Annotated in this window: 14 protein-coding genes; 9 read left to right on the forward strand and 5 right to left on the reverse strand. The window is 61.0% G+C overall.

What is annotated here, in order from left to right:
* The first annotated feature begins 31 nt into the window (after positions 1–31).
* The 7 genes from BLU76_RS13635 (at position 32) to BLU76_RS13665 (ending at position 8,482) form a co-directional block, all read left to right on the forward strand.
* Entirely contained in the window at positions 32–469 is a 438-nt protein-coding gene (locus tag BLU76_RS13635) for a hypothetical protein (RefSeq protein WP_003199638.1), read from the forward strand.
* Positions 470–956: 487 nt separating this feature from the next.
* Positions 957–3,104, forward strand: coding sequence for a fatty acid oxidation complex subunit alpha FadB (fadB, locus tag BLU76_RS13640; protein WP_092223085.1), 2,148 nt, complete (start codon positions 957–959; stop codon positions 3,102–3,104).
* A 30-nt stretch (positions 3,105–3,134) separates the two neighbouring features.
* Positions 3,135–4,310: an acetyl-CoA C-acyltransferase FadA gene (gene fadA / locus BLU76_RS13645; protein ID WP_024618393.1), complete on the forward strand. Its 1,176-nt coding sequence runs from the start codon at positions 3,135–3,137 to the stop codon at positions 4,308–4,310.
* A gap of 108 nt (positions 4,311–4,418) precedes the next feature.
* Positions 4,419–4,655 carry a DUF1653 domain-containing protein gene (locus BLU76_RS13650; protein ID WP_003199644.1) on the forward strand — a complete coding sequence of 79 codons (237 nt, stop codon included), beginning with the start codon at positions 4,419–4,421 and terminating at the stop codon, positions 4,653–4,655.
* Between the two features lie 115 nt (positions 4,656–4,770).
* Positions 4,771–7,383 (forward strand): type I DNA topoisomerase, encoded by a 2,613-nt coding sequence (topA, locus tag BLU76_RS13655; RefSeq protein WP_092223087.1) that lies wholly within the window; start codon positions 4,771–4,773, stop codon positions 7,381–7,383.
* Between the two features lie 234 nt (positions 7,384–7,617).
* Positions 7,618–8,142, forward strand: coding sequence for a DUF6586 family protein (locus tag BLU76_RS13660; RefSeq protein ID WP_092148384.1), 525 nt, complete (start codon positions 7,618–7,620; stop codon positions 8,140–8,142).
* A gap of 106 nt (positions 8,143–8,248) precedes the next feature.
* On the forward strand, positions 8,249–8,482 hold the full coding sequence (locus tag BLU76_RS13665; RefSeq protein ID WP_003183419.1) for a hypothetical protein: 234 nt from the start codon (positions 8,249–8,251) through the stop codon (positions 8,480–8,482).
* A 71-nt stretch (positions 8,483–8,553) separates the two neighbouring features.
* Here BLU76_RS13665 and sulA read toward each other — a convergent pair whose 3' ends face one another.
* Together sulA and lexA are read right to left on the reverse strand one after the other, a co-directional pair.
* Positions 8,554–9,027 carry an SOS-induced cell division inhibitor SulA gene (gene sulA, locus BLU76_RS13670; RefSeq protein WP_060738408.1) on the reverse strand — a complete coding sequence of 158 codons (474 nt, stop codon included), beginning with the start codon at positions 9,025–9,027 and terminating at the stop codon, positions 8,554–8,556.
* Between the two features lie 10 nt (positions 9,028–9,037).
* Complete coding sequence (gene lexA, locus BLU76_RS13675) at positions 9,038–9,646, reverse strand: transcriptional repressor LexA (protein WP_003199651.1); 609 nt, start codon at positions 9,644–9,646, stop codon at positions 9,038–9,040.
* 241 nt (positions 9,647–9,887) lie between these two features.
* On the opposite strand from lexA, the gene BLU76_RS13680 reads away from it, so the two are divergent.
* On the forward strand, positions 9,888–10,595 hold the full coding sequence (locus BLU76_RS13680) for a TetR/AcrR family transcriptional regulator (protein WP_063322182.1): 708 nt from the start codon (positions 9,888–9,890) through the stop codon (positions 10,593–10,595).
* Positions 10,596–10,778: 183 nt separating this feature from the next.
* Positions 10,779–11,777 (forward strand): beta-N-acetylhexosaminidase, encoded by a 999-nt coding sequence (nagZ, locus tag BLU76_RS13685; protein WP_170867301.1) that lies wholly within the window; start codon positions 10,779–10,781, stop codon positions 11,775–11,777.
* Between the two features lie 115 nt (positions 11,778–11,892).
* On the opposite strand, the gene BLU76_RS13690 is transcribed toward nagZ, so the two are convergent.
* The 3 genes from BLU76_RS13690 to mfd are packed head-to-tail and all read right to left on the reverse strand — an operon-like array spanning position 11,893 to position 18,624.
* Complete coding sequence (locus BLU76_RS13690) at positions 11,893–14,586, reverse strand: DEAD/DEAH box helicase (RefSeq protein WP_092223091.1); 2,694 nt, start codon at positions 14,584–14,586, stop codon at positions 11,893–11,895.
* Positions 14,587–14,597: 11 nt separating this feature from the next.
* On the reverse strand, positions 14,598–15,164 hold the full coding sequence (locus BLU76_RS13695) for a CsiV family protein (protein ID WP_092148375.1): 567 nt from the start codon (positions 15,162–15,164) through the stop codon (positions 14,598–14,600).
* A 10-nt stretch (positions 15,165–15,174) separates the two neighbouring features.
* Entirely contained in the window at positions 15,175–18,624 is a 3,450-nt protein-coding gene (mfd, locus tag BLU76_RS13700; RefSeq protein WP_092223093.1) for a transcription-repair coupling factor, read from the reverse strand.
* Positions 18,625–18,789 lie beyond the last annotated feature (165 nt).

Consider the following 18,789-nt stretch of genomic DNA (forward strand, 5'->3'; position numbering starts at 1 on the left):
AATGGGCTCATCAGAATTCGGGAGTACGAATATGACGGTCTGGATAGTGGTGTCAATCCTGTTGGTGGTGTTAAGTCCGCTGGCATGGTTGCGACCGTCCCGTGTCCAGAGCGGTCGCATGGCCCTGCGCATGGAGGCGCGACGCCTGGGCCTGGCCATGCAGCTGGCGCCGCAGGAGTGGCCGCACTGGCTCGGCCAGCAGCCGCCAAACCCCTGTGCCCAGTACCACCGGCCTCGGCGCGGCAAGGAACCGGCTGTCTGGAGCTATTGGCAGACTGCGCCAGGCGTCTGGGTCAACCAGTGGCGAGAAGTCTGCCAGGATGAGTCCCTGCTCAATCATTTCGAAAAATTGCCGGCCAACGTCTACAAGGTTGAAGCCGATCGGCAAATGATTGCCTTGTACTGGGGCGAGAAGGGCGAAGCGACTGTTTTGCAGGATATTTGCGCGGTACTCAAGGCGCTGGCCTGAGGCATAAAAAAGCCCGACAGTCTCATCGGGCGGGTTGGCCAGGCAGGCCGGTAATCAATCCCATGTCAGGGCGTGCGTTCGTAACGTCCTTTGTTCCCAATCTTCAATCGCGTCCCGACAGCGTAGACGGCTGGATCCAGTCTGTCTGGAATTAGGGCGATTTTTCTAATTATTGATCCTATGAATAGCTATGCATGCGGCGCCGTGTTGCGGATCCGTATGGTACGGAAATGACCGTGAAGTCGCGTTCACGCCCGTGTTTAGGGCGATTGACAATTGTCGGAAATTCCGTGAAGGTGACGTACCCAAATCAAACGGGCGTATGAATTGAGCGTTTGTATTTTCAGAATGCTCCTACAGACCCCGACTATCGCGTTGACGGGTGTGCCTGGCGGATTGGCGTAGCATCGACGGTAAACGTCAATGCCGAACCAGTGGTCAGCGTTCAACGTGTACTGTTCAGCTTCCATATCGTGGAGATCAGTTGATGATTTACGAAGGTAAAGCCATCACGGTTAAGGCTCTTGAAAGTGGCATCGTCGAATTGAAATTCGACCTCAAGGGTGAGTCCGTCAACAAGTTCAACCGTCTAACCCTGAATGAATTGCGTCAGGCCGTGGACACTATCAAGGCAGATGCTTCGATCAAGGGTGTGATCGTCAGCAGCGGCAAGGACGTGTTCATCGTCGGCGCCGACATCACCGAATTCGTCGACAACTTCAAGCTGCCCGATGCCGAACTGATCGCTGGCAACCTCGAAGCCAACCGTATTTTCAGCGATTTCGAAGACCTCAACGTACCGACCGTCGTGGCCATCAACGGCATCGCCCTGGGTGGCGGCCTGGAGATGTGCCTGGCAGCGGATTACCGCGTCATGTCCACCACGGCCAAGATCGGCCTGCCGGAAGTCAAGCTGGGTATCTACCCAGGCTTCGGCGGCACCGTGCGCCTGCCGCGCCTGATCGGTGCCGACAACGCCATCGAGTGGATTGCCGCCGGCAAGGAAAACCGTGCTGAAGACGCGCTGAAGGTCGGTGCCGTGGATGCCGTGGTCGAACCTGGCAAACTCCAGGAAGCGGCCCTTGAAACCATCAAGCGCGCCATCAGCGGCGAGTTCGACTACAAGGCCAAGCGTCAGCCGAAGCTGGAAAAGCTCAAGCTCAACGCCATCGAACAAATGATGGCCTTCGAAACCGCCAAGGGTTTCGTGGCCGGTCAGGCCGGCCCGAACTACCCGGCGCCGGTCGAAGCGATCAAGACCATCCAGAAAGCCGCGAGCTTCGGTCGCGACAAGGCTCTGGAAGTCGAGGCCGCCGGCTTCGTCAAGCTGGCCAAGACCTCGGCTGCGCAAAGCCTGATCGGTCTGTTCCTCAATGACCAGGAACTGAAGAAAAAGGCCAAGGCTTACGACGAAATTGCCAGTGACGTGAAGCAGGCCGCCGTGCTCGGCGCCGGCATCATGGGTGGCGGTATCGCCTACCAGTCTGCGTCCAAGGGCACGCCGATCCTGATGAAGGACATCAACGAACACGGGATCGAGCAAGGCCTGGCCGAAGCCGCCAAGCTGTTGGTCGGTCGTGTCGACAAAGGTCGCATGACCGCTGCGAAGATGGCCGAAGTGCTCAACGGCATTCGTCCGACCCTGTCCTACGGCGATTTCGGCCATGTCGACCTGGTGGTCGAAGCCGTTGTCGAGAACCCGAAGGTCAAGCAGGCGGTATTGGCTGAAGTCGAAGACAAGGTCAAAGAGGACACCATCCTGGCCTCGAACACCTCGACCATCTCCATTTCGCTGCTGGCCAAGGCCCTCAAGCGTCCGGAGAACTTCGTCGGCATGCACTTCTTCAACCCGGTGCACATGATGCCGCTGGTGGAAGTGATCCGTGGCGAGAAGTCCAGCGAGCATGCCGTTGCCACCACCGTGGCCTACGCCAAGAAAATGGGCAAGAACCCGATCGTCGTCAACGATTGCCCGGGCTTTTTGGTCAACCGCGTGCTGTTCCCGTACTTCGGCGGTTTCGCCAAGCTGGTCAGTGCTGGCGTGGATTTCGTGCGCATCGACAAGATCATGGAAAAATTCGGTTGGCCGATGGGCCCGGCGTACCTGATGGACGTGGTCGGCATTGACACCGGCCACCACGGTCGCGACGTCATGGCTGAAGGTTTCCCGGACCGCATGAAGGACGATCGTCGTTCGGCTGTCGACGTGCTCTACGAAGCCAAGCGCCTGGGCCAGAAAAACGGCAAGGGCTTCTACGCCTATGAGACCGACAAGCGCGGCAAGCAGAAGAAAGTCGCCGACTCGTCGGTGCTGGAAGTGCTCAAGCCGATCGTCTACGAGCAGCGCGAAGTCACCGACGAGGACATCATCAACTGGATGATGATCCCGCTGTGCCTCGAAACCGTGCGTTGCCTGGAAGACGGCATTGTCGAGACCGCCGCCGAAGCCGACATGGGTCTGGTCTACGGTATCGGTTTCCCTCCATTCCGTGGCGGTGCGCTGCGCTACATCGATTCGATCGGTGTCGCCGAGTTCGTTGCCCTGGCTGACCAGTACGCTGATTTGGGCGCGCTGTACCACCCGACCGCGAAGCTGCGTGAAATGGCCAAGAACGGCCAGAGCTTCTTCGGTTAAGCGCCCAACGACTAGAGCGAGAGAACATTTATGAGCTTGAATCCTAGAGACGTCGTGATTGTCGACTTCGGTCGTACGCCGATGGGCCGCTCCAAGGGCGGCATGCACCGCAACACCCGCGCCGAAGACATGTCGGCGCACCTGATCAGCAAGCTGCTGGAACGCAACGTCAAGGTCGACCCCAACGAAGTCGAAGACGTGATCTGGGGCTGTGTGAACCAGACCCTGGAGCAGGGCTGGAACATCGCCCGCATGGCCTCGCTGATGACCCAGATCCCTCACACGGCGGCGGGCCAGACCGTCAGCCGCCTGTGCGGTTCGTCCATGAGCGCACTGCACACCGCCGCCCAGGCGATCATGACCGGTAACGGTGACGTGTTCGTCGTCGGTGGTGTCGAGCATATGGGCCACGTGAGCATGATGCACGGCGTCGATCCGAACCCGCACATGTCGCTGTACGCGGCGAAAGCCTCGGGCATGATGGGTTTGACTGCGGAAATGCTTGGCAAAATGCACGGCATCACCCGCGAACAGCAGGACGCCTTTGGCGTGCGCTCCCACCAGCTCGCCCACAAGGCGACCGTGGAAGGCAAGTTCAAGGATGAGATCATCCCGATGCAGGGCTACGACGAGAACGGCTTCCTGAAGCTGTTCGACTACGACGAAACCATTCGTCCGGAAACCACCCTGGAAAGCCTGGCGGCCCTCAAGCCGGCATTCAATCCGAAGGGCGGCACCGTGACAGCCGGTACCTCGTCGCAGATCACCGATGGTGCCTCGTGCATGATCGTGATGTCGGCCCAGCGAGCCCAGGACCTGGGTATCCAGCCGATGGCGGTGATTCGTTCGATGGCCGTGGCGGGTGTGGACCCGGCGATCATGGGCTATGGTCCAGTACCGGCCACGCAGAAAGCCTTGAAGCGTGCAGGCCTGGGTATTGCCGATATCGACTTCTTCGAACTCAACGAAGCTTTCGCCGCACAGGCCTTGCCAGTGCTGAAAGATTTGAAAGTGCTCGACAAGATGAACGAGAAGGTTAACCTGCACGGCGGCGCGATCGCCCTGGGTCATCCGTTCGGTTGCTCCGGTGCGCGTATCTCCGGCACGCTGCTCAACGTCATGAAGCAGAATGGCGGCACCTTTGGTGTGTCGACCATGTGCATTGGCCTCGGCCAGGGCATTGCCACTGTCTTCGAACGCGTCTAAGCGTTGCGTTGATGGAAGCCGGGGCCAAGTGCCCCGGTTTTTGTTTTTTCCGGGTTTAGTAGAAAAATTTTGTTTTTATTTTGAAAAGATTTGAGTGAGGGCCAAGACATGCCGATACAACCTGGGCTCTACCAGCATTACAAAGGTCCGCAGTACCGCGTATTCAGCATTGCGCGGCATTCCGAGACCGAGGAAGAAGTGGTCTTCTATCAAGCCCTGTATGGCGATTACGGCTTTTGGGTGCGTCCCTTGAGCATGTTCGAGGAGTCCGTCGAGGTTGACGGCGAACAGGTGCCACGCTTTGCTTTGGTGCAGGCCGAGGAGAGCATTTTTTCCAAGCCTTGAGGCCGGTATGCGGGCAACCCTGCGCTTGACCTCACCTTGCAGCCACTATATATAGCGGTGCCGCGTCAGGCGCCAACCGCCTTTCACTTTTTAGAATTCAGGAATTTTCTGATCCATGGGCAAATCGCTGGTCATTGTGGAATCCCCGGCTAAGGCCAAGACCATCAACAAGTATCTGGGCAACCAATACGTGGTGAAGTCGAGTATCGGCCATATCCGAGACCTGCCCACCAGCGGTTCGGCTAGCGCCAGCAAGGAGCCAGCCGCCAAGCGCGGCAAGGCTGCGGCTGGTGAAGCGCCGGCGCTGTCGCCGAAAGACAAGGCGCGCAAGCAGCTGGTCTCACGCATGGGGGTCGATCCGGAACACGGCTGGAAAGCCAAGTACGAGATCCTCCCGGGCAAGGAAAAGGTCATCGAAGAGCTGCGCCGGCTCGCCAAGGATGCCGACACCATCTATCTCGCGACGGACTTGGACCGCGAAGGGGAAGCCATTGCCTGGCACCTGCGCGAAGCCATTGGTGGGGATGACAGCCGCTACAAGCGCGTGGTGTTCAACGAAATTACCAAGAAGGCCATCCAGGAAGCCTTCTCCCAGCCGGGTGAGCTGGACATCGATCGGGTCAACGCTCAACAGGCGCGTCGCTTCCTCGACCGCGTGGTGGGCTATATGGTCTCGCCCCTGCTGTGGGCCAAGATCGCCCGCGGCCTGTCGGCTGGTCGCGTGCAGTCGGTTGCGGTGAAGCTGGTGGTGGAGCGCGAGCGCGAGATCCGCGCATTCATCCCTGAAGAGTACTGGGAAGTCCACGCCGACCTCGGCACCGCGAAGGGCGCCACCGTGCGCTTCGACGTGGCGCGGGAGAAGGGCGAAGCCTTCAAGCCGCTCAACGAAGCCCAGGCCATGGCGGCACTGGAGAAGCTCAAGGCGTCCAGCTACAGCATCGTCAAGCGCGAAGACAAGCCGACCAGCAGCAAGCCATCGGCGCCGTTCATTACCTCCACGCTGCAACAGGCCGCGAGCAATCGCCTGGGCTTTGGCGTGAAGAAAACCATGATGATGGCCCAGCGTCTGTACGAAGCCGGCTATATCACCTATATGCGTACCGACTCGACCAATCTTTCGGCCGATGCCGTGGCGATGGCGCGCACTTATATAGAAAGCGAATTCGGCAAGAAGTACCTGCCGGACACGCCGAACGTCTACAGCAGCAAGGAAGGCGCACAAGAGGCGCACGAAGCGATTCGTCCGTCCGATGCCAACACCGAGCCAAGCAAGCTGTCGGGCATGGAACGCGATGCCGAGCGTCTCTACGAGCTGATCTGGCGCCAGTTCCTGGCCTGCCAGATGCTGCCGGCGCAATACTTGTCGACCACGGTCAGCGTCGGTGCCGGCGACTTCGAGCTGCGCGCGAAGGGCCGCATCCTGAAGTTCGACGGCTACACTCGCGTCATGCCGCAGATCACCAAGCCTGGGGATGACGACGTCCTGCCAGACATGGCCCAGGGCGACGTGATGAAGCTGATCAAGCTTGATCCGACCCAGCATTTCACCAAGCCACCGGCCCGTTACTCCGAAGCCAGCCTGGTCAAGGAAATGGAAAAGCGCGGTATTGGTCGTCCTTCGACCTACGCAGCGATCATCTCCACCATCCAGGACCGCGGCTATGTGGCGCTGCACAACCGTCGTTTCTATTCGGAAAAGATGGGCGACATCGTTACCGAGCGTTTGTCCGAGAGCTTCTCGAACCTGATGGACTACGGCTTCACCGCCGGTATGGAAGAGAACCTCGACGATGTGGCCCAGGGCGAGCGCGACTGGAAAAACGTTCTCGACGAGTTCTACGGCGACTTCAAGAAAAAGCTCGAAGTGGCCGAAAGCCCTGACAGCGGCATGCGCGCCAACCAGCCGGTCATGACCGACATCCCGTGCCTGACCTGTGGGCGCCCGATGCAAATCCGTACCGCCTCGACCGGTGTGTTCCTCGGTTGCTCGGGCTACAGCCTGCCACCCAAGGAACGCTGCAAGGCGACGGTCAACCTCGTGCCGGGCGATGAAATCGCCGCTGACGACGAGGGCGAGTCGGAATCCCTGGTATTGCGCGGCAAGCATCGCTGCCCGATCTGCAGCACGGCGATGGATGCCTACCTGCTGGATGAGAAGCGCAAGCTGCACATCTGCGGTAACAACCCCGATTGTGCCGGCTACGAGATCGAAGAGGGCACTTATCGCATCAAGGGCTACGAAGGCCCGAGCCTGGAGTGCGACAAGTGTGGCAGCGAGATGCAACTCAAGACCGGTCGTTTCGGCAAATTCTTCGGTTGCACCAACCCGACCTGCAAGAACACCCGCAAACTGCTCAAGAGTGGTGACGCGGCGCCGCCGAAGATGGACCCGGTGAAGATGCCTGAGCTCAAGTGCGAGAAGGTCAACGACACCTACATCCTGCGTGACGGTGCCTCCGGCCTGTTCCTGGCGGCCAGCCAGTTCCCGAAAAACCGCGAGACCCGTGCGCCGTTGGTGATGGAGATCCTGCCGCATAAGAGCGAGATCGACCCGAAGTACCATTTCCTCTGCGAAGCGCCGCAGAAGGATCCGGAAGGGCGCCCGGCGGTCATTCGCTACAGTCGCAAGACCAAGGAGCAGTACGTACAGACCGAAGTCGACGGCAAGCCGACCGGTTGGAAGGCCTACTACGACGGCGGTAAGTGGACGGTTGAAGACAAGCGCTGATCGCCAGGGCTTGCCTGGAGGGCGGGGTTGAGGCTCTTGTGGCGAGGGAGCTTGCTCCCGCTGGCGGCGCAGCCACCCTCTGCAATCGCTAAATTCGCAGACCTGACAAAAAGGCCGCATGACAACCCGTAGGTTTTCATGCGGCCTTTTTGTTTTTGGCTTGCAGTGGCCTCGGTTGATCCATGACACTGTCGCACTTGCGTGAAGCTTTCATTTCGTTGGGGAGATGCCGCCATGGCCCACGAACTCTATACCCGCACCAATCAGAAAATCTATTTCGCCGGTCTGTCGCTCGAAGCGCTCACCAGGGCCGAAGACGGACGTGCGATGAATTCCCCGGCGTTGCTCCAGGCAGGACGCGAATCCGCGCTGTTTCACCTGTACGGTGCGTTGTTGGGGTTGTGCCATGAAATCGCCGGTTTCTATCGCCTGCCACAAGCGAATGCCCCGCGGGCCGAGCTGCTGTTGACCCGCGAAGTGCTGGAAACCATCGCGATTCCAGAACTGGCCGAAATGGTCGAACTGGCGCATAACCCGGAAACCTGGCTGGCGAAGCTATTGGCGGCCCATGCGGCGCTGTTCGAGCCGCCCAGGGCCCCACGCAAGCCCAAGGGGGACGTGACCCAGCCGTTGATCGTGGCGGTTAATCTGGATGAACAAGAACCCGAGCCGGAGTTGAGCCGGGAGGAGCTGGAGAGCTGGCGTCAGAACCTCAAGAGCCTGGCGATACGCTTTCGCGAAGGTTTGAACGAGTGCTGAGTTTCCCCACGGCCCGTTACGTTCATTGATAACGCTTGGTCAAGATCCCGAGCGGAGCCTGGCCGATGACTATATAATCCTCGCCTTTCGTGGAGAACAGACTTTTATGCCTACGTCCTTTCTAGAAATTGTCGAACTTCCTGATGGCCGCATCGAGCTGCGCAGGGCTGAGGACGAGGGTTCTCTGGTTACCCTGAACTTCTCCGAAGATGCCAAGGTATTCCTCCAGGGGCAACACGTCGAAGTCGCCAAGGCGATGCTGAGCGTGGGCGTTCAGATGGCAGGTCGCCTGGTTGAAGGCGAATTCAACAAGGAAGAGGGGCCGCGGGTTCTTCATTGATCCCGTCTGTCGGCTTTTTTGGAGAGTGTGGCTGGTCGGCTTCTCTGCCTTGGAGAAGCCCCGCGTTTGTCTTAGCCCAATCGAATATTCAGACTTTGTGCGTCCCCGGTGCGGGCGGCGCTGATCAACTGTTGCCGTGCGGCGGTGGTCAATGGGTTGAGCCAGCTGACCACAGTGTGGCTACGGCCCAGGCGCAAGGCCTCGCAAGTCAACTGTTGGGCGCTTTGGGTGCCCCGCGGCTGCAACAACAGGATACGCTCACGGTTCAGGCCGGCATCCCGCAACCAGGCTTGGGTGACGCTGGCCGGTGGTGCGATCAGCGTAAGCCAGCGAGCATCCTGGTCCTGGCTGAGTTCTCGCAAGATCGGCGCCAGCAGGTTCAGGCAGTTTCCGGCCGCACCACGTAACGACAGTTCGCTGAAGGCCTCGGGTTCGACGCCCCAGGGCGACTCGATGACCTCTTTCAGGACTGGAACCAGCGGTTGGGCCATGAATGCCTCGAACAGCGGAAGTTGTGTGTGTTGTGGTGTGTGAGGGAACTGCATAAAGCCTCCTTTAGCGGCGAATGACGCCGACGCTCAAGCCTTCGATGACCAGGTCCTGATCTTTCAGGTTCACTTCGATGGGGGCGAACTCCGGGTTCTCGGCAATGAGCCAGACCTTGCTGCCGTCGCGCTTGAAGCGCTTGACGGTCACTTCGTCGCCGATTCGCGCCACCACGATCTGGCCATTGCGGGCTTCACGGGTGGTGTGGACGGCCAGGAGGTCACCGTCGAAGATGCCGATGTCCTTCATGCTCATGCCGTGTACGCGAAGCAGGTAGTCGGCACGAGGATGGAAGAACGAAGGATTGATGTTGCAGGACTCCTCGACATGCTGCTGGGCCAGGATCGGTGCGCCTGCCGCTACCCGGCCGATGATCGGCAGGGTGGTTTCGTCGGCCTTGGCTTCGAAGCCGGGGATGCGAATGCCACGGGATGCGCCCGGGGTCATTTCGATAGCACCCTTGCGCGCCAGCGCCTTGAGGTGTTCTTCAGCCGCGTTGGGCGACTTGAAACCCAGCTCCTGGGCGATTTCCGCGCGGGTTGGCGGGTAGCCGTTGTCTTCGAGGCAGCGTTTGATGAAGGCCAGAATCTCTGCTTGGCGTGGCGTCAGCTTTAGCATATTGATCGCTCTGTCTTTTTATACAGTGACTGGGATTATATACAGTGGGCAGCGCTTGGCAATCCTCCTTTTTTCACGAGGCGCTGGACGGTCGGTCGGGCTGTTGACTGCGACATGACTACCACCCGTGAAAAGGTGTGGTTAAATACGTGACCGGGCGTTCGCAAAACGCCCCGGCAGGCTTGACAACCCCAGGGCTGAAACGTATGTTTCAAACAAGTGTTTGTCAGGCGGAGTAACCATGGCCCAGTCGGAAACCGTTGAACGCATTCTCGATGCTGCCGAGCAGTTGTTCGCGGAAAAAGGTTTCGCTGAAACCTCGTTGCGTCTGATCACCAGCAAGGCCGGGGTGAACCTGGCGGCGGTGAACTATCACTTCGGCTCGAAAAAAGCCCTGATCCAGGCCGTGTTCTCGCGGTTCCTCGGGCCGTTCTGCCTGAGCCTCGATCGCGAGCTGGAGCGCCGCCAGGCCAAGCCCGACGTAAAGCCGACCCTGGAAGAGCTGTTGGAAATCCTGGTCGAGCAAGCCCTTGTCGTGCAGCCGCGAAGCGGTAACGATCTGTCCATTTTCATGCGCCTGCTGGGCCTTGCCTTCAGCCAGAGCCAGGGGCATTTGCGGCGTTATCTTGAAGACATGTACGGCAAGGTGTTCCGCCGCTACATGTTGCTGGTCAACGAGGCGGCGCCGCGTATCCCGCCGATCGAGCTGTTCTGGCGGGTGCACTTCATGCTTGGCGCCGCGGCGTTCAGCATGTCCGGTATCAAGGCGCTGCGGGCTATCGCGGAAACCGATTTCGGCGTGAACACCTCTATAGAGCAGGTGATGCGGTTGATGGTGCCGTTCCTGGCTGCCGGCATGCGCGCCGAAACCGGTGTGACCGATGAAGCCATGGCGGCCGCGCAATTGCGACCGCGCAGCAAATCCGCCCCGGCGCTCGCCAAGGCGTGAGGGCATGGGTGTGCGCAGCGGCCTACATCCGCTAAGCTAGCCGCCCATGCCGACTTTCGTTTCTAATCCGTCTTATCCTCCATTGCGTCACCGCGACCTGCCGGGCCTGGCTCCTGGCAACGCTGTCGTGGGTGTGTCGCCACGCGGGTTCATCTTTATCAAGGAAATTCTATGACTGCCGGCCTGCAAGGCTCGTTGATGGTGGACGTCGCCGGTACCTGGCTGACGGCCGAAGATCGCCACCTGTTGCGTCAGCCCGAAGTGGGCGGCCTGATCATTTTTGCCCGCAACATCGAACACCCACGTCAGGTGCGGGAATTGAGCGCGTCGATCCGTGCCATCCGTCCCGACCTCCTGTTGGCGGTGGATCAGGAAGGCGGCCGCGTCCAGCGCCTGCGCCAGGGGTTCGTGCGCTTGCCGGCGATGCGGGCGATAGCCGACAACCCGAACGCCGAATACCTGGCCGAACAGTGCGGCTGGATCATGGCCACTGAAGTGCTGGCGGTCGGTCTCGACTTGAGCTTTGCCCCGGTGCTTGACCTCGATTACCAGCGCAGCGCCGTCGTCGGCAGTCGTTCCTTCGAAGGTGACCCCGAGCGCGCTGCGTTATTGGCCGGTGCCTTCATCCGTGGCATGAGCGCCGCCGGGATGGCCGCCACTGGCAAGCACTTCCCGGGGCATGGCTGGGCCGAAGCCGATTCCCATGTGGCGATTCCGACCGATGAGCGCAGCCTCGAGCAGATTCGCGCCAATGACCTGGTGCCGTTTGCCAAGCTGAGCAAGCAACTGGCCGCCGTGATGCCAGCCCATGTCATCTACTCGCAGGTTGACGCCAATCCGGCTGGGTTCTCTCGCCGCTGGTTGCAGGACATCCTGCGTGGCGAGTTGCAATTCGAGGGCGTGATCTTCAGTGATGACCTGTCGATGGCCGGTGCTCATGTGGTCGGTGATGCCGCCAGTCGTATCGAGGCGGCGTTGACGGCGGGTTGCGACATGGGGCTGGTGTGTAATGATCGCGCCGCCGCGGAGTTGGCCTTGAGCGCCGCCCAGCGCCTGAAGGTCAAGCCTTCGGCACGGATCGCCCGCATGCGTGGCAAGGCCTATGCTTCAACGGAATATCGCCAGAACCCTCGCTGGTTGGCGGCGCTCGGCGCGCTTAGGGCTGCCCAGCTGATTGATTAGCGCTGAGCAATGTGGGAGCCGAGTTCGCTCGCGATGACGGCAGCACAGTCGACATTTGCGCCAGCTGAACCACCGCCATCGCGAGCAAGCTCGGCTCCCACAGGAATTGAGGGGGTCAGCGCTTTTCCAGTTTGTCCGGCAGCGGCGCGAACAATGCTTCGATATCGTCGCTCTGCAATTTCCAATCCCCGGCCACGCGTCCGTCCAGCACGCCGGCCGCGAGGTCGGATTTTTCCTTTTGCAGTAGCTGGATCTTTTCTTCCACCGTGCCTCGGGCAATCAGCTTGTAGACGAATACCGGTTTTTCCTGGCCGATGCGGTAGGCGCGGTCGGTCGCCTGGTTTTCGGTGGCCGGGTTCCACCATGGATCGTAGTGAATCACCGTGTCGGCCTCGGTCAGGTTCAAGCCTACACCACCAGCCTTCAGGCTGATCAGGAAGATCTGACGCTTGCCGCTCTGGAATTCCTTGACGGGCGTGCGCCGGTCGCGGGTCTGGCCGGTCAGGAGGGCGTAATCGACGCCGCGTTTCTTCAGCTCCTCTTCAATCAGCGCCAGCATGGACGTGAATTGGGAAAACAACAGCACTCGGCGACCTTCTTCGAACAGTTCTTCGAGCATTTCCATCAGGCTGTCGAGCTTGCCCGAGGTGCTGCCTCGGGCGGGCAGGGTGGCGTCGTTGATCAGGCGCAGGTCGCAACACACCTGGCGCAGCTTGAGCAGCGCCTCGAGAATGATGATCTGGCTGCGGGCCACGCCTTTGCGCGTGATCTCGTCGCGGACCTTCTTGTCCATCGCCAGGCGCATGGTCTCGTAGACGTCGCGCTGGGCGTCGCTGAGTTCGACCCAATGGATGATCTCGGTCTTGGGCGGCAACTCCGTAGCCACTTGCTCCTTGGTCCTGCGCAGCAGGAAAGGTTTTATCCGACCGTTGAGGTGCTGCAGTCGTACATCGCTGCCGCGCTTTTCGATCGGTACACGGTAATCGCGGTTGAAACTCTTGACGTCCCCAAGCCACCCCGGCAGCAGGAAGTGAAACAGCGACCACAATTCGCCCAGGTGATTTTCCAACGGCGTGCCGGACAGGCACAGCCGCTGGCGGGCGTTGAGCTCGCGGGCGGCCTGGGCAGCTTTGCTGGTGGGGTTCTTGATGTACTGGGCTTCATCGAGGATCAGCACGTGCAACGGCTGCGCGGCCAGGCGCTCGACATCCTTGGGCAGCAGGGCATAGGTGGTGAGGACCAGGTCGTAATCGCCCAGTCGGTCGAAATGTTTCTTGCGCCCGGCGCCGTAAAGCGCCAATACCTTGAGCTGCGGCGTGAAGTGAGCCGCCTCGTCGAGCCAGTTGGGGATCAGGCTGGTCGGCATGACGACCATGCACGGCCGGTCCAGGCGCCCGGCGTTTTTTTCGCTGAGAATGTGCGCCAGGGTCTGTAGGGTTTTGCCCAGGCCCATGTCGTCCGCAAGAATGCCGCCGACTTCCAGCTGCCTGAGCGATTGCATCCAGCTCAAGCCTTCGAGTTGATAAGGTCGCAGCGTCGCGTTCAGGCCCTCGGGCGCGATGGCGGTGTAATCCTTGATGTCCCGCAGGCGTTGCGCCAGGCCGCGAATGTGTTCGCCACCTTCCCAGGTCAAGGGCATGTCTTGCAGCGGGTTCAGGCGCAGGGCATCCGCGCTGTTGAGGCGCAGTTTGGTGGTGCCGGGCTCTTGCAGGTAAAACTCGCCCAGGGTCGCCAGCACTGGCTTCAGCCGGCCATAAGGCAGGGCCACCTGCTGCGGGCCGAACTCCGAGTTCGGGCGGTTGGGCAGGTTGACCAGGATGAGTTCGTCGTCCCGACGCCGGGCCAGGCGTTCCGGGTTGAACAATTCGATGTGCGAACGCATCAGGTTCAGCAGGATCGGCAGCAGGCTCAGGCGCTCGCCATTGACGATGATCCCCAGTTCCAGGTCGAACCAGTCCCGCTCCGGCGTTTCCTCGACGGTGGCGTACCACTCGTCCACTGCCGTCAGGTCGAAGCCGAAGTCCTCGTCGATCTGCAATTCCCAGCCTTGGCTGCGCAGTTTCGGCAGGTCATTGAGGGTGAAGGTCAGCCAGGCACTGTCGTTGACCATTTCGTACAGTTCGCCGGCGCTTTCCGGCAGGGCCTTGCTTTGTCGGGTCGCGACCTTGAAGCCGAGGATTCGCAGCTGTTCGCGGTAGGACTGTTCCACATCGGTGTGGCGTTTTATCCGCAGTGTCTGGGTTTCCTGGCGAATCAGCACGTCGGTGTTGCGCTGGCCACTGACGTATTCGTCCAGGTAACTGAACGACAGTGCGGCGCGGTGTTGAATGTAGCGCTGCATCTTGCCGTTGCGCGGCTCGAAGGCGCTGAACTCGATACTGGCCAGCCACAGGCGCGGCACTGGTTGCACGTTGTCCACCAGTACTTGTGGCGGAGCCTTGGGGCTGCGGTTGTCCAGCACGGCCTGGAGTTTCTCCAGCAATTGCGCGTCTTTTTCGGCGGCCGGGTAGGCCAGGGTTTCCTGGACTTGCAGCAGCACGGCCGCGCAGTGCTTGCAGTTGATACGCACCGGGCAGGAGCACGCAGCTTCGAGCAGAATCAGCGCGCCTTTGGCTGACTCTTTAAGGCGAATGGTCTGACGGTAGACGTTACCGCCAGAGCCTTCGCAACTGGCGGTGATGGTGCTGTCGCCGGCTTCGACAATCCTGACGCGGTTTTCCAGCGCATAACGGCGCCCGCGCTCCAGGCTCTGTTCCTTGAATCGATTGACCCAGGAAGGTGCCAGGGGTTTGCTCAGGGGCGAGGGCATAGGCGCGCCACTCAGTCCGGAATGACTTCAGGTGCCTGCCGTGGCGCGGGCGCGGTCAACGAGGTGATCTTGATCAGCAGGCCAAGATGCCCGTTGTCGAGGAAGTTCAGTTGGCCATTCTTGGTATGGCTCTGCTGCTTGAGGCGCTCGCTGGAGGTGACCAGGCCATTGGCGTTGATCTGGTTGATCCAGAAATCGGCATCCACGTCGGTGAAACGGCCCAGCTTCAGTTCCAGGGTGCCCTCGATGGGGAATTGCCCGAACTGTTCGGCGCCGTCGCTGATGGCAACTTTGCGCCCCTGTTCACCGAGCGTCTGCTGCCAGGCCTTGTGCATCAATACTGTGTATTGGCCGCTGGCGGTGAGTTTCTCGACGATGTTGCCCAGGGCCGGCGTGCGCTGGCTGTCCGCGCCCAGGCGTTGCGCGCCGGCGTCCCAGTCTTCCGGTGCGGCGCGGCTGACAATCGCCGGCTCGGCATTCTGGCGCACCAGAATCATTTCAACCTGATACAGGTCGTCGGCAAACGCCAGGGGGGCGACCAGGGTCATCAACAAGGTCAGTGAGCGGAACAGGCGCATGTGGCGTCCTTCAAGCAGTGGTCGGAGTGAGGCGCTCGAACAGCGCCTCTACGGTATTGAAACGCTCTTCCGCGCGTTCCATGGGCACCATGAATTTGAACATCGTGGCACCTTCGAACTTGTAGCGTTTGGGCTGGCCTTGGATCAACTTGATCAGCACCAGCGGGTCGACCGGGGTCTGGGCTTCGAACTCGATCCGGCCGCCATTGGGGCCGCCATCGACTTTCTTGATGCCCAGTTGCTCGGCCTTGAGCTTGAGCAACGTGGTGCGCACCAGGTTCTTGGTCGGTTCCGGCAGCAGGCCGAAGCGGTCGATCATCTCCACCTGCAGGTCCTTGAGACCTTCCTCGTCACTGGCCGAGGCGATGCGTTTGTAGAGGATCAGCCGCGCGTGGACGTCCGGCAGGTAGTCTTCCGGGATCAGCGCCGGCACCCGCAGGTTGATTTCCGGCCCGCCGCCCAGGGGCTGGTCGAGGTTCGGCTGCTCGCCCTTGCGGATCGACTTGACCGCGCGTTCGAGCATTTCCATGTACAGGGTGAAGCCGACGGCCTGGATCTGGCCGCTCTGGCCGTCGCCCAGCAATTCGCCGGCGCCACGGATTTCCAGGTCATTGGTGGCCAGCACGAAGCCGGCGCCCAGGTCCTGGGTATTGGCGATGGCCTCCAGGCGCTTTTCCGCATCCGGAGTGATCTGCTGGCGCGGTGGCGTCAACAGGTAGGCATAGGCCTGGTGGTGGCTACGACCGACCCGGCCGCGCAACTGATGCAACTGGGCCAGGCCGAATTTGTCGGCGCGCTCGATGATGATGGTGTTGGCGCTCGGTACGTCGATGCCGGTCTCGATGATGGTCGAGGCGATCAACACGTTGAAGCGCTTGTGGTAGAAGTCGCTCATCACCTGTTCGAGTTCACGCTCGCGCATTTGCCCGTGGCCGATGCCGATCCGCGCTTCCGGCACCAGTTCGGCCAGGTCGGCGGCGCACTTCTCAATGGTCTTCACGTCGTTGTGCAGGTAATAGACCTGGCCGCCACGCAGCAACTCACGCAGCAGGGCTTCCTTGACCGTGCTTTTGTTCTGCTCCATGACAAAGGTGCGCACCGACAGGCGCCGGGCCGGTGGCGTGGCGATGATCGACAGGTCGCGCATGCCCGATACCGCCATGTTCAGCGTGCGCGGGATCGGCGTGGCGGTCAGGGTCAGGATGTCGACTTCGCTGCGCAGGGCCTTGAGCTGTTCTTTCTGGCGCACGCCAAAGCGGTGCTCTTCGTCGATGATCACCAGCCCCAGGCTCTTGAACTTCACGTCGTCCTGCAGCAGCTTGTGCGTACCGATGACGATGTCGATCTTGCCCTCGGCCAGGTCGGCCACGGCGGCGTTCACTTCCTTGGTGGATTTGAAACGGCTCATCACTTCCACGGTCACCGGCCAGTCGGCAAAGCGGTCGCGGAAACTGTTGTAGTGCTGCTGGGCGAGCAGGGTGGTCGGCACCAGGATCGCCACCTGCTTGCCACCGTGCACGGCAATGAACGCGGCGCGCATCGCCACTTCGGTCTTGCCGAAGCCCACGTCGCCGCACACCAGTCGGTCCATGGGCTTGGGCGCGAGCATGTCGGCGCGCACGGCTTCGATGGTGGTCTGCTGGTCGACGGTTTCTTCGAACGGGAAACCGGCGCTGAAGGTTTCGTAGTCGGCTTTCGGATCGGCGAAGGCGTAACCCTCGCGGGCGGCGCGGCGGGCATAGATGTCCAGCAGTTCGGCGGCGACGTCGCGCACTTGTTCGGCGGCCTTGCGCTTGGCTTTCTGCCAGGTTTCCGAGCCCAGGCGATGCAGCGGGGCCAGCGCGTCGTCGCTGCCGGTGTAGCGGGCGATCAGGTGCAGGTTCGCCACCGGCACATAGAGCTTGGCGCCCTCGGCGTATTCCAGGGTCAGGAACTCGGCGGCCTGGTTGTCGATTTCCAGGGTCGCCAGGCCCAGGTAGCGGCCCACGCCGTGGTCGATGTGCACCACGGGCGCGCCTTCGCGCAGCTCGGTGAGGTTCTTGATGACCGCGTCGTTGGCGGCGTCGGCACGTTTCTCGCGCCGACGGCGCTGCATGACGCGCTGGCCGAACAAAGGACTTTCCGCCACCAGTGCCAGGGCCGGGTCATCCAGGACCAGGCCGTCGTTCAACGGCGCGATGGTGATCGCCAGGCGATCCTTGCCGGCGACGAAGTCCGGCCAGCTGTCGACGGTCTTCGGCCGCAGCTTCAGGCGTTCGAGCAGCTCCAACAGCACTTCGCGACGGCCGGCGGATTCGGCGGTGAACAGGACACGACCGGGGAACGCATCGAGGAAGCCGGCAAGTGCCGCCAAGGGTTGCGTGGCCTTGGCTTCGATCGCCAGGTCCGGCAATGCCCTGGCCGGGAAGCGCTCACGGCCAACGCCGGTTTCCACGTCCTGTTGGCTCGCCACCACCCGTGGCCAATTCTTGAGGCGGGCAAAGCAGTCTTCCACCGGCAGGAACAGCTCGGCCGGTGGCAATAAAGGACGGGAAGGATCGACGCGGCGTTCTTCGTAGCGGTTGCGCACGTCGTTCCAGAAGTTTTCCGCCGCCTGTTCGATGCCCGGCAAGGAAAACACCTGGGTGTCCTGGGGCAGGTAATCGAACAGGGTGGATGTTTCTTCGAAAAACAGCGGCAGGTAGTACTCGATGCCGGCAGGGGTGATCCCGCTGCTCAGGTCCTGGAAGATCGGACAACGGCGGAAATCCACATCGAAGCGCTCGCGAAACCGCGCCTTGAAGCGGGTCACGGCGTCTTTCTGCAGCGGGAACTCCTTGGCCGGCAACAGGCGGATCGACTGCACCTTGTCAATGGAACGCTGGTTTTCCGGATCGAAAGTGCGCAGGGTTTCGATCTCGTCATCGAACAGGTCGATGCGATAAGGCAGTTTGCTGCCCATCGGAAACAGGTCGATCAGGGCGCCGCGTACCGCGAATTCGCCATGCTCGTACACCGTGTCGACGCAGCGATAGCCGCTGGCCTCAAGCCGGGTGCGCATTTGTTCGACGTCGAGCTTCTGGCCGATGTCCAGCACCAGGCTGCTGCCGAGCAGGAATTGGGTCGGTGCCAGGCGATGTAGGGCTGTAGTGATCGGCACTACCAAAACGCCATGACTGAGTTCCGGCAGCCGATAAAGGCTGGCGATTCGCTGGGAAATGATGTCCTGGTGCGGTGAAAACAGATCGTAGGGCAGGGTTTCCCAGTCCGGGAAATGCAAGACCGGCAAATCCGGAGCGAAGAAACTCAGCTCCTGTTCCAGCCGCTCGGCGCTTTGGCTGTCGGCGGTCAGCAGCAGGGTGAAGCGCTTTGCAGCGCTGGCAGCCTCGGCGATGGCCAGGCTCAGGGCGGCACCGGGCAGGTTGCCCCAGTGCTGTTTACCTGCCGCGGCAGGGAGAAGCGGAAGACGCAGAACGGGCACGGAAGGTTGAGCTCCAGCGTTGCGACAAAGTCGACAATTGTAGCGGGGGAAGGGGGCTGCTGTCAGTCGCAGACTACCCAGGCAGACAGGAAAACCACGGTGCGACAGGCGCGCATTGCTCCGCCGAGGACTCGGCGGCATAATGTAGCCCCTTTTTTCAGCCCC

Origin of the sequence: Pseudomonas sp. NFACC08-1, from assembly GCF_900106735.1 — a bacterium.
Taxonomy (GTDB): domain Bacteria; phylum Pseudomonadota; class Gammaproteobacteria; order Pseudomonadales; family Pseudomonadaceae; genus Aquipseudomonas; species Aquipseudomonas fluorescens_Q.

Excerpts from the sequence above, each read along its gene's own strand:
- BLU76_RS13695 (WP_092148375.1), bottom strand. The coding sequence starts at position 15,164 with ATGCGCCTGTTCCGCTCACTGACCTTGTTGATGACCCTGGTCGCCCCC.
- BLU76_RS13690 (WP_092223091.1), bottom strand. The coding sequence starts at position 14,586 with ATGCCCTCGCCCCTGAGCAAACCCCTGGCACCTTCCTGGGTCAATCGA.
- topA (WP_092223087.1), top strand. The coding sequence starts at position 4,771 with ATGGGCAAATCGCTGGTCATTGTGGAATCCCCGGCTAAGGCCAAGACC.
- BLU76_RS13660 (WP_092148384.1), top strand. The coding sequence starts at position 7,618 with ATGGCCCACGAACTCTATACCCGCACCAATCAGAAAATCTATTTCGCC.
- BLU76_RS13680 (WP_063322182.1), top strand. The coding sequence starts at position 9,888 with ATGGCCCAGTCGGAAACCGTTGAACGCATTCTCGATGCTGCCGAGCAG.
- BLU76_RS13650 (WP_003199644.1), top strand. The coding sequence starts at position 4,419 with ATGCCGATACAACCTGGGCTCTACCAGCATTACAAAGGTCCGCAGTAC.
- fadB (WP_092223085.1), top strand. The coding sequence starts at position 957 with ATGATTTACGAAGGTAAAGCCATCACGGTTAAGGCTCTTGAAAGTGGC.
- fadA (WP_024618393.1), top strand. The coding sequence starts at position 3,135 with ATGAGCTTGAATCCTAGAGACGTCGTGATTGTCGACTTCGGTCGTACG.
- BLU76_RS13665 (WP_003183419.1), top strand. The coding sequence starts at position 8,249 with ATGCCTACGTCCTTTCTAGAAATTGTCGAACTTCCTGATGGCCGCATC.
- sulA (WP_060738408.1), bottom strand. The coding sequence starts at position 9,027 with ATGCAGTTCCCTCACACACCACAACACACACAACTTCCGCTGTTCGAG.
- lexA (WP_003199651.1), bottom strand. The coding sequence starts at position 9,646 with ATGCTAAAGCTGACGCCACGCCAAGCAGAGATTCTGGCCTTCATCAAA.
- BLU76_RS13635 (WP_003199638.1), top strand. The coding sequence starts at position 32 with ATGACGGTCTGGATAGTGGTGTCAATCCTGTTGGTGGTGTTAAGTCCG.